12 protein-coding genes are annotated in these 12,354 nt (G+C 72.9%); 6 read left to right on the forward strand and 6 right to left on the reverse strand.

Annotated features, from left to right (window positions below; translation table 11 throughout):
* Nucleotides 1–753 (forward strand): urease accessory protein UreD, encoded by a 753-nt coding sequence (locus tag KPL60_RS06855; protein ID WP_226356952.1) that lies wholly within the window; start codon nucleotides 1–3, stop codon nucleotides 751–753.
* A 58-nt stretch (nucleotides 754–811) separates the two neighbouring features.
* Here KPL60_RS06855 and KPL60_RS06860 read toward each other — a convergent pair whose 3' ends face one another.
* Entirely contained in the window at nucleotides 812–2,455 is a 1,644-nt protein-coding gene (locus KPL60_RS06860; protein ID WP_226356951.1) for a cytosine permease, read from the reverse strand.
* A 359-nt stretch (nucleotides 2,456–2,814) separates the two neighbouring features.
* Between KPL60_RS06860 and uraD the strand changes: the two genes are divergently transcribed.
* Genes uraD through KPL60_RS06880 form a run of 4 tightly spaced genes read left to right on the forward strand, consistent with a single transcriptional unit; the run spans nucleotide 2,815 to nucleotide 6,047 of the window.
* Nucleotides 2,815–3,321, forward strand: coding sequence for a 2-oxo-4-hydroxy-4-carboxy-5-ureidoimidazoline decarboxylase (uraD, locus tag KPL60_RS06865; RefSeq protein WP_226365272.1), 507 nt, complete (start codon nucleotides 2,815–2,817; stop codon nucleotides 3,319–3,321).
* Complete coding sequence (locus KPL60_RS06870) at nucleotides 3,318–3,623, forward strand: hydroxyisourate hydrolase (RefSeq protein WP_100877890.1); 306 nt, start codon at nucleotides 3,318–3,320, stop codon at nucleotides 3,621–3,623. The genes uraD and KPL60_RS06870 overlap by 4 nt, the downstream gene beginning before the upstream one ends.
* Nucleotides 3,624–3,625: 2 nt before the next feature.
* Nucleotides 3,626–4,540 (forward strand): factor-independent urate hydroxylase, encoded by a 915-nt coding sequence (gene pucL, locus KPL60_RS06875; RefSeq protein ID WP_062394680.1) that lies wholly within the window; start codon nucleotides 3,626–3,628, stop codon nucleotides 4,538–4,540.
* A 28-nt stretch (nucleotides 4,541–4,568) separates the two neighbouring features.
* Nucleotides 4,569–6,047, forward strand: coding sequence for a nucleobase:cation symporter-2 family protein (locus KPL60_RS06880; RefSeq protein WP_226365273.1), 1,479 nt, complete (start codon nucleotides 4,569–4,571; stop codon nucleotides 6,045–6,047).
* Nucleotides 6,048–6,143: 96 nt separating this feature from the next.
* Here KPL60_RS06880 and KPL60_RS06885 read toward each other — a convergent pair whose 3' ends face one another.
* From KPL60_RS06885 to KPL60_RS06905, 5 genes are all read right to left on the reverse strand, one after another.
* Nucleotides 6,144–7,061: a type IV toxin-antitoxin system AbiEi family antitoxin domain-containing protein gene (locus KPL60_RS06885; RefSeq protein ID WP_226365274.1), complete on the reverse strand. Its 918-nt coding sequence runs from the start codon at nucleotides 7,059–7,061 to the stop codon at nucleotides 6,144–6,146.
* Between the two features lie 158 nt (nucleotides 7,062–7,219).
* Nucleotides 7,220–8,041, reverse strand: a complete 822-nt coding sequence (locus tag KPL60_RS06890; RefSeq protein ID WP_226356946.1) for an IclR family transcriptional regulator — start codon at nucleotides 8,039–8,041, stop codon at nucleotides 7,220–7,222.
* Nucleotides 8,042–8,050: 9 nt separating this feature from the next.
* Nucleotides 8,051–9,460, reverse strand: coding sequence for an allantoinase AllB (gene allB / locus KPL60_RS06895; protein ID WP_226365275.1), 1,410 nt, complete (start codon nucleotides 9,458–9,460; stop codon nucleotides 8,051–8,053).
* A complete protein-coding gene (locus KPL60_RS06900; RefSeq protein WP_226356944.1) occupies nucleotides 9,457–10,191 on the reverse strand; it encodes an aspartate/glutamate racemase family protein in 735 nt (244 codons plus the stop codon). Before KPL60_RS06900 ends, allB begins: the two co-directional genes overlap by 4 nt.
* The gene (locus KPL60_RS06905; protein WP_226356943.1) at nucleotides 10,191–11,666 is read right to left on the reverse strand and encodes an NCS1 family nucleobase:cation symporter-1; all 1,476 of its coding nucleotides are present in this window, start codon (nucleotides 11,664–11,666) and stop codon (nucleotides 10,191–10,193) included. Before KPL60_RS06905 ends, KPL60_RS06900 begins: the two co-directional genes overlap by 1 nt.
* Before the next feature lie 288 nt (nucleotides 11,667–11,954).
* Between KPL60_RS06905 and KPL60_RS06910 the strand changes: the two genes are divergently transcribed.
* Complete coding sequence (locus KPL60_RS06910) at nucleotides 11,955–12,347, forward strand: amidase (RefSeq protein ID WP_226356942.1); 393 nt, start codon at nucleotides 11,955–11,957, stop codon at nucleotides 12,345–12,347.
* Nucleotides 12,348–12,354: the final 7 nt, after the last annotated feature.

Consider the following 12,354-nt stretch of genomic DNA (forward strand, 5'->3'; position numbering starts at 1 on the left):
GTGCGGGCCTGCGCGCAGCTGGGCGTCGTGGCGCGGGAGGGCCGCACGGTCGTGACGGCGCTGCGGGCGCAGGCCCCGCTCGCGCTGGTGCCGCGGCGCGGGGTGGCCGGCGCGGCGTGCCCCGAGGCCGTCGTGCACCTGGTGGGGTCGGCGTCGACCCCGCTGGCCGGCGACGACGTCGAGCTCACCGTCACCGTCGGGCCCGGCGCCCACCTGGTGCTGACCGGCGTCGCCGCCGCCGTCGCGCTGCCCGGGGCGGGACGACCGAGCCGCACCGTGCTGCGCGCCACCGTCGCCGACGGCGGGTCGCTGACCTACCGCCCCGAGCCGACGGTGGTCACCGCCCGCGCCGACCACGAGACCGTGTTGGACGTGCGGCTGGCCCCGACGGCGACGCTGCACGCCCGTGACGTGCTCGTCGCCGGGCGGACCGGCGAGCGGGCCGGCCGCTACCGGGGCACCGTCCGGGTCACCGAGGACGGCCGCCCACTGCTGGTGCAGACCCAGGAGATCGGCGACCCGCTGCTCGACGCCTCCCCCGCCCACCTGGCCGGGCACCGGGTGCTGGGCACCGAGGTCGTGATCGGCCCCGGCGGCGAGCCGGTGTCCCCGGCCTGCGGGGAGGGCTGGAGCCTGTCGCCCCTGGCCGTGCGCGGGATGCTCGCGACGGCCGTCGGCCACGACGCGGTCACCGCCGCCCGGCGGCTGGCCGGGGCGGTCGCCGCGGCGGCCTCGCACCCCGTCGGACCATGATCGGCACCGGTGAGGGGATCGGTGCCGGATCCGGCACCGATCCCCTCGCCGGTCGTGATCACCCCTGGGCCGGGAGCACGTGCTCCCGCGCCCGGTCGGTGCTCAGGCACAGCGAGCAGACGTGCGCGTCGTGGGCGGTGCAGGCCGTCATGTCCGGGCGCTCCAGGTCCTGGCCGCACACGTGGCAGCCAAGCACGGCGTCCGAGGGGTTGCCGTGCTCGTCGAACATCGGCAGGTCGATGCCGTCGTCCGGGCGGCGCAGGTAGTACCGGCCCTTCGTGGCGACCGCGATCACCGGCGGCAGGACGACGCCGAGCACGATCGCGACCAGCGGCGAGAACGGCGCGAGCGCCTCCCCCAGCAGCCCGAAGAACGCCGCGATCGACAGCCCGCCCGCCAGGACGACCGATCCGAACCCGACCGGGTTGACCGCGTGGAGCATCCCGCGGCGGAACTCGGGGACCTTCGGCGAGATCCCCAGCAGGTACTTGTTCACGACGATGTCGGTGGCGACGACGACGATCCACGCGATGCCCATGTTGGCGTAGAACCCGAGGATCGTGTTGAGGAAGTCGAACATGTTCGCCTCCATCAGCACCAGCGCGATCACCAGGTTGACGCCGAGGAACACCAGCCGGCCGGGGTAGGTCCCGGTGATCCGGGTGAAGGAGTTCGTCCAGGCCAGCGAGCCGGAGTAGGCGTTCGTGACGTTGATCTTGATCTGGCTGATGACGACCAGCACGACGGCCAGGGTGATCGCCAGCCAGCCCGGCATCAGGTCGGAGTAGATCGACAGGAACTGGTGCACCGGCTCGTTGGCGACGGTCGCGCCGTCGGCGACGTTCGCGATCAGGTACACCGCCAGGAACAGCCCGACGACCTGCTTCGCGGCGCCGAACAGCACCCAGCCCGGCCCAGCGAGCAGGGTCGCGGCCCACCAGCGGCGCGCGTTCTCCGGCGTCTTCGGCGGCATGAACCGCAGGTAGTCGATCTGTTCGGCGATCTGGGCGATCAGCGACAGGCAGACCCCGGCGGCGAGCATGACAGAGCCGAGGCTCGGCGCGCCCCGGCCGTCCTCGCCCTGGTAGGCCAGGAAGGTCGAGACCGAGTCCGGGTGCGCGACCAGCAGGTAGCCGAACGGCAGCACCATCAGGACCAGCCACAGCGGCGTCGTCCACACCTGCAGGGTCGACAGCAGCGACATCCCGTACACGACCAGCGGGAAGATGATCACCGTGGAGACGGCGTAGCCGGCCCAGAGCGGGACGCCGAGGCCCAACTGCAGGCCCTGGGCCATGATCGAGCCCTCGAGGGCGAAGAAGATGAAGGTGAACGTCGCGAAGATGACGTTGGTCAGGATCGAGCCGTAGTAGCCGAAGCCGCTGCCGCGGGTGATCAGGTCCAGGTCGAGGTTGTAGCGGGCCGCGTAGTACGCCAGCGGCAGCCCGGTCGCGATGACGACCAGCGCGAACACCGCGATGCCCCAGAGCGCGTTCGTCGTGCCGTAGGCGATGCCGATGTTGGCGCCGATCGCGAAGTCCGCGAGGTAGGCGATGCCGCCCAGCGCGGTCACCCCGACCACGCCGGGCGACCAGCGCCGGTAGCTGCGCGGCGCGAACCGCAGCGTGTAGTCCTCCAGCGTCTCGCGCGCGGCCCCGGCCTCCGACGCCGCCGGTGCCGGCCGGTTCATCTCCTGTGTCATCCGATGCCCCCACGGTGGCCGGGTCGGTGGGACCACCGATGAGGAATGCTGCGTTCCGCAACGACGGCGCCGGTTGCCCGCGGGTCACGACTGCGTGACGCCGGAACCACACACACCGGACACAACCGGCGTCGGATGACGATCTCCTTGCGCGGCGGGACGAGTACGTGACGAACCGGCCGGGTCCGGTGTCCCCCGGCGCCGTGTCCCGCAGCCTGGTCGGCCGGACCCCGCCGCGGACGGAGCCGCTCGACGGAGTGACCCTTGACACCTCCCCGTCGCGAAACCAACACTGATGACACTTCGGAACCACGATTCCGCATCGTGAAACTCACGGAACGAGCACGGAAGCAGGACCCATGCCGGACGACCTGACCCTCGACCGACTCAACACCGCCCCGCCCGACGAGCTGCGCCCGGCCCTGCGTGCCTGCGCCACCTCGCCGGTGTGGGCGGACCGGCTGCTGGCCGGGCGCCCGTACGGCAGCGTCGACGACGCCGTCGCCGCGGCGGAGAAGGCGGTCCTCGCCCTGGACAGCGCCGAGATCGACGCCGCGCTGGCCGGGCACCCCCGGATCGGCGAGCGACCCGGCGGCGCCCACGCCGACGGCGCCGCGTTCTCCCGTTCCGAGCAGGCCGGCGTGGACAGCGGCGCGGACACCGCCGCCCGGCTCGCCGCCGGCAACGCCGCCTACGAGCAGCGCTTCGGCCACGTGTTCCTGATCCGGGCCGCCGGCCGCGACGCCGGGCAGATCCTCGCGGAGCTGGAGCGCAGGCTGGGCAACGACCCGGCCGCCGAGCGCGCCGAGGCCGCCGGGCAGCTGGCCGAGATCACCGCGCTGCGGATGCGGCAGGTGCTGGCATGAGCAGCTTCTCCACCCACGTCCTCGACGCCGCGGCGGGCCGCCCGGCCACCGGCGTCCCGGTCACCCTGACCGGCGCCGACGGGACCGTGCTGGCGTCGGGCACCACCGACGACGACGGCCGCTGGCGCGCCCCGGAGTCCGCCGCGCTCACCGCGGGGGTGCTGCACCGGATCACGTTCACGACGCCGAGCCCGTTCTTCCCGGAGGTGTCGATCGCGTTCCGCCCGGAGCGCACCGACCGCCACCACCACGTCCCGCTGCTGCTGTCGCCCTACTCCTACTCCACCTATCTCGGGAGCTGATCATGTCCGTCTCGGTCCACCTCGGCGACAACAAGTACGGGAAGGCGGAGGTCCGCGTGGTGCGGGTCGTGCGCGACACCGCCCGGCACGAGATCACCGATCTCAACGTGACCAGCCAGCTGCGCGGCGCCGCGCTCGAGAGCAGCTACCTGACCGGCGACAACTCCAAGGTCGTCGCCACCGACACCCAGAAGAACGTGGTGTACGCCTTCGCGTCCGAGCACGGCATCACCTCACCCGAGGAGTTCCTGCTGCTGCTCGGCGACCACTTCACCGGCGAGTTCGACTGGATCACCGGCGGGCTCTGGCAGGCCGAGCAGTACGAGTGGGAGCGGATCGTCGTCGACGGCGCCGGGCACGACCACTCGTTCGTCCGGAAGGGCCGGGCCACCCGGCTGGCGACGGTGCAGAAGACCGGCGGGGCCACCCACGTCACCGCCGGGCTGAAGGACCTCACCGTGCTGAAGTCCACCGGCAGCGAGTTCCACGGCTTCCCGCGCGACCGGTACACGACCCTCGTCGAGACCGACGACCGCATCCTCGCCACCTCGGTCACCGCGCGCTGGCGCTACCTGCCCGACGCCGTCGCCGCCGGGATCGACTTCAACGGCGCCTACGACGCGATCGGCGCGGCGATGCTGTCGGCGTTCGCCACCACCCACTCGCTCGCGCTGCAGCAGTCGCTCTACGAGATGGGCCGGGCCGCGATCGAGGCCTGCGACGGCGTCGCCGAGATCCGGTTCGCGATGCCCAACAAGCACCACTTCCTGTCCGACCTGTCGCCGTTCGGGCTCAAGAACCCGAACGAGGTGTTCCACGCCGCGGACCGCCCCTACGGCCTGATCGAGGGCACCGTCGTCCGCGACGGCGTGACCCCGGCGCCGGAGGCGTGGACCGACGTGCCGTCCTCCGTCTGACCCGCCACTCCCACCGAGGGGATCCGCCATGAGCACGGAACAGGCACCACGTCCGGAGGACGAACGGCTCGGGATCGGGCCGACGGTCGGCTACGGCGTCCAGCACATCCTCGCGATGTTCGGCGGCGTGATCGCGGTACCGATCATCATCGGCGGCGCGGCCGGGCTCACCCCCGCGCAGAGCGCCGTGCTCGTCGCCTCCGGGCTGTTCGTCAGCGGGCTCGCCACCCTGCTGCAGACCCTCGGCCTGCCGTTCTTCGGGTCGCAGCTGCCGCTGGTGCAGGGCACCTCGTTCGCCTCGGTGTCGACGATGATCGCGATCGTCGGCGACGACGGCACCGACGGCCTGCGCACCGTCTACGGCGCGGTGATCGTCGCGGCCGCGGTCGGGCTGCTGATCACCCCGTTCTTCGCCCGGGTGGTACGGCTGTTCCCGCCGGTGGTGACCGGGTCGATCATCACCGTGATCGGGCTGTCGCTGATGCCGGTGGCGACCGGCTGGATCACCGGCCGGGAGACCATCACCGTGGGCGGGGCGACGGTGCCCAACCCCGAGTTCGCCGCGCTGCCCTCGATCGCGTTGGCCGGGTTCACGTTCCTGGTGGTGGTCGTCGCCGGGAAGATCGCGGTGCTGTCGCGGCTGTCGGTGCTGCTCGGACTGCTGGTCGGGACCGTCGTCGCGCTGGTGGCCGGGCTGAGCGACTTCTCCGGCGTCGGCGGGGCGAGCGTCGCGGCGCTGCCCGCGCCGTTCGCGTTCGGCACCCCGCTGTTCACGGTCGGGGCGACCGTCTCGATGGTCATCGTGGTCCTGGTGATCATGGTGGAGACCACCGCCGACATCCTCGCGGTCGGCGAGGTCGTCGAGACCCGGGTGGACGCCCGCCGGGTCGGCGACGGGCTGCGCGCCGACATGGCCGCCTCGGTGGTCGCGCCGGTGTTCAACTCCTTCCCGGCGACGGCGTTCGCCCAGAACGTCGGGCTCGTCGCGCTGACCGGCATCCGGAGCCGGTTCGCCGTCGCCGCCGGGGGGCTCCTCCTGCTCGTGCTGGGGCTCTCGCCGATGGCGTCCGCGGTGTTCTCGGCGATCCCGCAGCCGGTGCTCGGCGGGGCGGGCATCGTGCTGTTCGGCACAGTCGCCGCCAGCGGCATCCGGACGCTCGCCGCCGTCGAGTACCGCGGGACCAACAACATGGTGATCGTCGCGGCGTCGGTGGCGTTCGGCCTGGTCCCGGTGGTGTCGCCGGACTTCTGGGCGAACTTCCCGGACTGGTTCGCGACGATCTTCCACTCCGGCATCAGCTCGGCGGCGATCGTCGCGGTGCTGCTCAACCTGTTCTTCAACGTGTTCGCCCCCGGGCGGCCGTCGGCGCCGTCGGTCGTCGCGGCGGGCCCGCCGGTGCTGGTGCAGACCGGGGAGATCCGGATCCTGGCCTCGGGCGAGGTGCTGGGCCCGGACTCCTACGAGCCGGTCACGGCGAAGCCGGGCACTCAGGTCAGGGAGGACTGAGCGCCGCCGCATGATCGTCGTTCCGGAAGGGTCCGGTGCCGTCCGTGGCACGGGTCCCTTCCGGGACGACGATCACCGCTGCCGGTCCGGGGCCGGTCACGCCGCAGCGGCCAGGACCTCACGGACACGGCGCACGACGAGCTCCGGGGCCCCGGTCAGGTCCGCCCAGGTGAACCGCAGCAGGACCCACCCCGCGGCGCCGAGCGCGTTGCCCTTGCGCCGGTCGGCGGCGAAGCGCTCGGCGTCCACGTGCCAGGCCCAGCCGTCGACCTCGATCGCCAGCCTGCGCTCGGGGAACGCCAGGTCCACGGTCCACGGGCCGAACCGGTGGCCGTGCACCCACCCGGTCACACCCGCGTCCCGGAGCAACCGCATCATCCGGCGCTCGGCCACCGAGTCGGCGCGGTCGGCGCACGCGACGAGGAGCTCCCCCATCCCCCGGTTCCCCCGGGCACCCATGTGGCGGCAGTACGCCGCGTGCAGCTCGGCGAAGCCGACGTGACGCGGCAGCGCGCGGTCGAGGAACCGTGGTCCCGCCACCGGGGCGGTCTCGAGCACGGTGCGCGCCGGCGTCGTCACCGCGACGCCGTGCAGCGCCGTCCGATCGGCCGGGTCCAGGACCCGCCTGCGCAGCGTCACCCCGGGGACCGGGACCCGGTGCATCGTGCGCGGGACCGTGAACCCGACCGCGCCGGGCGGCTCGTCGAGCATCCGGTGCCAGAACGCGGCGGCGGGTCCGCTCAACGTCGCCCGCGGACCCGCCCAGAGCGCCGCCGCCCTGACCCTGCTCTCGTGTCCCGGCCGATGGCCGGCGACCAGGTAGACCCCGGGGTGCACCACGCACCACGTTCCGGTCGACACCCGGCGGGCGACGGTGCGCCCCGACATCCCGCAGGCGAGGGCCTGGGCCCGGCTGATGACACCGGCCTGCCGGACCAGCAACGCGGCCACCGCTCCGGTCGCGCCGGAGGGACCGGCGGAGGGGGCGTCGTGGCCGTCGGGGCTCTCGGTCATCGCCGGAGCATCCGGCCGCGGCGGCCCGGCCGGGCCCGTTCGCTCCGTTCCGGTGGCGATCGCGAACCGCGTCCCCGTGGTGATCGAGGACTCGGAAGGGATCGGTGCCGGCAGTGGCACCGATCCCCTCCGGATCTCCGATCATGGTCGGGCCGGTCTCAGGCCCCCGCGGCGTCCTGCCGGGCCAGCTCGGCCACCAGCGCGTCGGCCACGGACTGCAGCTTCGGCACGGCGGAGTCGAGGAGTGCGTCGGTCATCCGGGTCGTCGGGCCGGAGATGGACACCGCGGCGGGCAGCGGCCCGTCGAGCGCGACGGCGACGCACCGCACCCCCAGCTCCTGCTCGCCCTCGTCGACGGCGTACCCGGCGGCACGGACCTTGTCGAGCTCGGCGAAGTACTCCTCGGGCGAGGTGATCGTGTTGTCGGTGTGCCGCACGAAGTCGGTGTGCCGCAGCACCTCCCGCGCCCGCTCGACCGGCATCCGGGACAGCAGCGCCTTCCCGACGGCGGTGCAGTGCGGCGACACCCGTCGTCCGACCTCGGTGAACATCCGCATCGAGTGCCGGCCGGGCTCCTGGGCGACGTAGACGACCTGGTTCCCCTCCAGCAGCGCCAGGTTGGCGCTCTCCCCCAGGTCGTCGACCAGGCCGGCGAGCCGCGGGCGAGCCCACATGCCCACCAGGCGTCCCGCGGTGTCGCCGAGGCGCACCAGGCGGGGGCCGAGGGCGTACTCGCGCGAGGACTGCTGGCGGACGTAGCCGCGCCCGGCCAGGGTCCGGACGAGCCGGTGGATGGTCGGCAGCGGGAGCCCGGAGGTGGCCGCGAGGTGGGACAGGCTGACCGTGCCGCCCGCGTCGGCCATCGCCTCCAGCAGGTCCACGGCGCGCTCCACGGACTGCACGGTGCCCGAGCGGGCCGGTGCGGACGCGGTGACGTCCGCACCGGCGTCGACACGGCTGTCGGGATCGTTCTTCCGCATGACGGAAGTCTAGCCCTGCTCGGGCGGTGCGGCCGGGACCTCGGGGCCGTCCGGGGCGCCGGGTGCACCCGTCACCCGCTCCACCGAGCCGCGGCGCAGCAGCCTGCCGTGCGGCTCACCGGAGACGTCGACGTCGCGGCCGCCCAGGACGGTGCGCCGGACCACGCCGGACAGCGACCGGCCGGCGTAGGCGCTCACCTTGTTCTTGTGGTGCAGCCGGTCCGGGTCGACGACGTAGGCGGCGTCGGGGGCGAAGACGGCGAGGTCGGCGTCGTAGCCCAGTGCGATCCGGCCCTTGGAGCGCAGCCCGACCAGGTCGGCGGGCTTCGACGCCATCCACTGCGCCACCTGCGCGAGCCCGATGCCGCGCCGGCGGGCCTCGCTCCACACCAGCGACAGCCCCAGCTGCAGCGACGACACCCCGCCCCAGGCGAGCCCGAAGTCCCCGGAGTCGAGCAGCTTCAGCTCGGCGGTGCTGGGCGAGTGGTCACTCACGATGCAGTCGATCGTCCCGTCGAGCAGCCCCTCCCACAGCAGCTCCCGGTTCGACGCCTCGCGGATCGGGGGGCAGCACTTGTGCGTGGTGGCGCCGTCGGGGATCTCCTCGGCGAACAGCGTGAGGTAGTGCGGGCAGGTCTCGGCGGTGATCCGGACGCCGTCGCGCCGCGCGGTGGCGATCATCGGGAGCGCGTCGGAGGAGGACACGTGCAGCACGTGCGCGCGCGCCCCGGTCCAGCGGGCCCGCTCGATGACCTCGGCGATCGCCAGGTTCTCCGCGCCGCGCGGGCGCGAGCGCAGGAAGGTGTCGTACTTCGCGCCGTGCGGGGTGGGGGCCTTCTCGATGGCCCGGGAGTCCTCGGCGTGCACGATCATGACGGCGTCGAAGGTGGCCAGCTCGGCCATGTCGCGTTCCATCTCGTCGGCGTCGAGCGGCGGGAACTCGTCGACGCCGGAGTGCAGCAGGAAGCACTTGAACCCGAAGACGCCCTCGTCGTGCAAACCGCGCAGGTCGCCGAGGTTGCCGGGCACCGCGCCGCCCCAGAACCCGACGTCGACGAACGCCTGGTGCTCGGCGACCTTCCGCTTCACCTCCAGCGCCGCGACGTCGACGGTCGGCGGGATCGAGTTCAGCGGCATGTCGACGATCGTGGTGACCCCGCCCGCCGCGGCGGCCCGGGTCGCCGAGGCGAAGCCCTCCCACTCGGTGCGGCCGGGCTCGTTGACGTGCACGTGGGTGTCGACGAGGCCGGGCAGCAGCACCTCGTCGTCGGCGAGGTCGATCACCCGGGCCCCGTCGAGGCCGTTGCCGAGCGGCTCGATGGCGACGATCCGCCCGCCGGTCACGCCGATCTCGCGGGGCTGCTCGCCCGCCGTGGTCATGATCCGCTTCCCGCGGACCACCAGGTCGTAGCTGGTCATGACATCTCCAGGGGGAATCCGGTGATCTTCTTGGTACGGGGTGCCGCGTAGGTGCGGCTCGTCGAGGTGGTCAGGCCCAGCCGGACCAGCGACTCGGCGACGGTGACCGCGGCCTGCACCCCGTCGACGACGGGCACCCCGGTCTCGGCGCGGACCTTCGCGTCCAGCCCGGCCATGCCGCCGCAGCCGAGGCAGATCACCTCGGCGTGGTCCTGCTCGACCGCGACCCGGGCCTGCTCGACGATCGCGGCGACCGCGCGGTCCGGGTCCTGCTCCAGCTCCAGCACCGCGAGCCCGGAGGCGCGCACCGAGGCGCAGCGCCGGTCCAGCCCGGCCAGCAGCAGGCGGTCCTCGATCAGCGGGACGGTGCGGTCCAGGGTGGTCACCACCGAGTAGCGGTGGCCGAGGTACATCGCGGTGGTCGCGGCGGCCTCGGTGATGTCGACGACGGGCACGTCGAGCATCTCCTGGAGGCCCTCGCGGCCGTGCTCGCCGTAGCCGGCCTGGATCACCGCGTCGAACCGCTCGCCGGAGGCGGCGTAGCGCGCGACGGCGTCGGCGACCCCGACCGCGGCCAGGTAGCTCTCCAGGTTGCCCTCGACCGACTCGGCGCCGAACCGGGGCGTCAGCCCGACGATCTCGGTGCCCGGTGCCGCGACGGCGCGGGCGGAGGCGGCGATGGCCTCGGTCACCGACCCGGTGGTGTTGACGTTGACGACGACGATGCGCATCAGTGCCCCCCGGTCGGTGCGACGGCCAGCGACTCCCCGGAGACCGCGCGGTACTCCCGTCCGCGCGGGGCGACGAGCACGGTCAGCAGCGCCGCGATCCCGGCGCCGAGGAACCAGCTGAACGGCGCGACCGGCTCCAGCGCGGGGACGAACCCGACGGCGACGGCGACCACCGCGGACGGCACGAACACCGCGACCGCGCGCCGGTTGACCCCGCCGCGGTAGTGGTAGGCGCCGGTGCTCGCCTCGGTGTAGAGCGCGGGGACGTCGATGCGTCCGCGCCGGACCAGCCAGTAGTCGGCCATCACGATCCCGAACAGCGGGCCGAGCAGCGCGCCGAGCACACCCAGGAAGTAGGTGATCACCACCGGGGAGTCGTACAGGTTCCAGGGCAGGATGATCAGCCCGATCAGCGCGCTCACCACCCCGGCCCGGCGGAAGTCGAGCACCCGCGGGAACAGGTTCGACAGGGCGTAGCAGGGGGCCACGAAGTTCGCCATCAGGTTGACCGCGATCGTCAGGATCAGCAGCGCGGCGGAGGCGACCAGCAGCAGCGGGGTGTTGGGGATGGTGTTGACGACGTCGGCCGGGCTGGAGATCACCTGGCCGCCGATCCGCAGCTGGCCGCCCGCCAGCACCACGACGACGACACCGAAGAACAGCGTGTTCGGCAGGATCCCCCAGAAGCTGCCGCGCCGGACCGCGCCGGTGGACACCGCGCCGCGGGTGAAGTCGCAGAAGTTGAGGACGAAGGTGCCGTAGATCGCCGTCCACAGCGACGCCCCGGCGAGGATCTGCACCCACATCGCCCCGCCGGTCAGCGGCTCGGGCACCGACAGCGCGATGTCGCCACCGGTCTGCCACAGCACCCAGCCCGCGAGCACCGCGAGGGTCACCAGCACGATCGGGCCGGCGACGGCCTCGTAGCGGCGGATGCCGTCCATGCCGCGCAGCAGGATCGCCACCTGCACGACCCACAGGACGACGAAGCAGATCCAGCCCAGCACCGACAGCCCCAGGAACGACACCTGTTCCAGCGCCCCGGCCGAGGGCGCCACGGCCAGGACCATCACGACGAGCACCCGGGTGGCGAGGTAGGTCTGGATGCCGAACCAGGCGATCGCGACCGCGCCGCGCACCAGGGCCGGGAGCTGGGCGCCGCGCACGCCGAAGGAGATCCGGCTCATCACCGGGAACGGCAGGCCCGTCCGGTAGCCCATGTACCCGGCGACGGTGAGCAGCACGAACAGCACCAGCGCACCGATGCCGAGCGAGACCAGGATCTGCCAGGCGCCGAGGCCGAGCGCGAACAGGCCGAGCGCGAAGCCGTAGTTGCCCAGGCTGTGCACGTCGACGGCCCACAGCGTGAAGATATTGTAGGCCTTCCACGACCGTCCCTCGACGGTGGTCGGCGCGAGGTCGCGGTTGTAGAGCCGGGGGCTCGGTGCGTCCGCCCCGTCCTGCGTGACGGGCACGGCGGCCACCCGCTCACCGGTCGGGGCTGCTGCGGATCGGTCGCTCGTTCCGGGTCCCGTCATCGGGGCCACCTCGGTTCCCACGTCGTGGCGCGTCCAACGTAACGCGCTGATTTCCGCGATGTGAAACGAACCTCTTACCTAGCGGAATCAAGCTATGGCGCCGGTCACGCAAGCGTCAAGGGGTCGCCGCCGACGACGATGCTTGACAGCCCCCGGATGCCGTGGTCCGATTCACACCGCACAACGGAATCACTTTTCCGCATTGCGGAATGATCGGAGGCTCCGGTGACTGCCCTCTTCTGTTCCGGTGACGCGATGCGCGGCGGCCGGCTCCACCACAACGTGTCCGCCCACCCGTTCCTGGGCGGGGTCCGCACCGCTCCGCACTACCGCATGTACTCGGTACGCGACCAGTTCCCGGCCCTGCTGGAGGACCCCTCGGGCGGCGTGGCGCTGGCCGGGGAGATCTACGACGTCCCGCTCTCGGCGATCCGCACCGACTTCCTGCCCGACGAGCCGCCGGAGCTCGAGCTCACCGTCATCGAGCTCGACGACGGCCGCGACGTCCTCGCCGTCGGGCTGCGGCCCGGCGTGCTGGAGCGCCAGCGCGACGAGCTCACCGACATCACCACCCACGGCGGGTGGCGGGCCTACCGGGGACTGCCCGAGCCCGCCTGAGGACCGA

The sequence above is a fragment of the Pseudonocardia sp. ICBG162 genome, assembly GCF_020496225.1.
Classification (GTDB): domain Bacteria; phylum Actinomycetota; class Actinomycetes; order Mycobacteriales; family Pseudonocardiaceae; genus Pseudonocardia; species Pseudonocardia alni.